This is a genomic window from Ruminococcus sp. 210702-SL.1.03 (assembly GCF_020559915.1).
GTDB lineage: Bacteria > Bacillota > Clostridia > Oscillospirales > Ruminococcaceae > YE71.
This window is the reverse complement of record NZ_JAJCLZ010000079.1, coordinates 1-1,622: the sequence shown is the minus strand read 5'-3', so window position 1 is coordinate 1,622 and position 1,622 is coordinate 1. Positions and strand designations below refer to the sequence as shown.

2 protein-coding genes are annotated in these 1,622 nt (G+C 56.4%); both read right to left on the bottom strand.

The features are described from left to right. Positions 1–177: 177 nt before the first annotated feature. A complete protein-coding gene (locus tag LI114_RS13395; protein ID WP_227221082.1) occupies positions 178–1,020 on the bottom strand; it encodes a BppU family phage baseplate upper protein in 843 nt (280 codons plus the stop codon). Beyond that, the coding region (locus tag LI114_RS13390) for a phage tail protein (RefSeq protein ID WP_227221081.1) at positions 1,017–1,622 on the bottom strand (606 nt) is incomplete at its 5' end. The genes LI114_RS13390 and LI114_RS13395, both read right to left, overlap by 4 nt.

Here is a 1,622-nt window from a genome sequence, read left to right as displayed (position 1 = left end):
TTTAATGCTGTTACATCGCCGACCTTACAGCTCACCTCCTGCGCGCCTGACGGAACATCAATTGTATCAAAATATTCTGCCGCATTAACCGTCAGCCACGCTGACACCTCGGCGTAGTTCGCTGCGGCTGTAGTGCCCGTAAAATATGTTGTTTCTATTGCCATTGTAATTCTCCTTTCACGCTAATATTTTCAGCCGCGCCGACGTCAGCACGTCGGGGGTCATATCGCTGTTGTCTGCATGGCGCAGTACCACACGCACATATGACGGTGCAGACGCTGTGCCGCACGTTGTCAGCGCGCCGCTGTCGAGCCAGTCTTTATTGGTCGATGATGTCAAGAGTTTTTTCTCTGAATCGTAAAAAATAAACGTGTATAGAAGCTTTTTGTCGGCTTCTGCAATAATTGTGAATCCCGAATAAAAAATATCGGAGGCGTTTGAAATATCAAGATAATCGGGCATTCGTATTCGTGCGGTACTGTTAAAATTATCGCCGTTATCATATATACTGCCCTGCTCCCAGTTTTTGCCCATAAGGTCAATGTCCATACTGTAGACCATCTCAGCCGTGCCTACCGCCCCAACTACCCCTTCCGCCACCGCCGAGGCTAGGGCGGGTTTCCCGCTGTCCTGCGGCTCGGGGGTCGGGTCGGGGGCTATGCCGCTGTCTGCCGCTGCCATTATGTTGATGTCGAACCGCGCCGCCGATATGCTGCCGCCGTCCCCGCTTAGCACGATGTCGCCGAACGCGCGACCCGCTACCGCCAGCATTTCCGCCGTCAGCGTAGCCGTCGCAGCACCGTCAGACAACGCCGCAGCTGCCTTTACCGTCACACCGTCGGGACGCAGGATTTTAAGCTCGGCAGACGTTACCGTGCTTAAATCGGAAATAACGCCGCTGCCGTTGGTAAACCGTGCAACTATCTGCCGCGTGCCGCCGTCGCCCTGCTTTGCGTTTATCCGCGCTCGCGGCGCGGTGCAGCTGAGGTCTAGCTCCACTACCGTTGATACTGTTATCATCTCATCACTCCTTTGTATTGTGCGACCGCGCTCGAGAGGGTCGCCGCCTTGTTGCCGAACGTCAGCGTACTGTTTGAGGGTCGGTCTAGGTCTATCGTCCTGCCGATTATCCGCAGCCGTTCGTCTATGCCCATGATGTCGTTTTTGACTTGGTGCACGCCGTAAAGTTCGTACCCCGCCGATACGTCCAGCGCGCTGACCTTGTACTGCCGCTGACCTATCGCGATGGCGTTCAGCGTGTTCATGCCGCGCCGATAAAGCGTTGTGCTCCCGCGCACGAGGGTGTCGCCGTCGCCGTGTACGTCATATATCGCAACGCCGCTCCGCACGCCGTACTTGGTCACAAGGTCGGCGCGCTCGATGTAACTCTTTCCGCCCGCCATGCCGCTGGGGATTATCGTCAGCCGTTTGCCCGTTGACTGCCTTACCGCGCCCAACGGGTACAGCCGCGTTATCAGCCCGCTAACGTCCGCCGCGCAGGTGATCTCGCGCATATTCCCTCCGCAGTATATCGGCATATCTTTTTCGATTGCGAATTCCTGCGCGTAGTCAATACAGCGCGTGTCGCCGACTTTCCGCAAACGTATCTCGCCGCCCAACGT

What these genes read in the sequence shown, in the direction of transcription:
- LI114_RS13395 (WP_227221082.1), bottom strand. Translation starts at nt 1,020, where the DNA reads ATGATAACAGTATCAACGGTAGTGGAGCTAGACCTCAGCTGCACCGCG.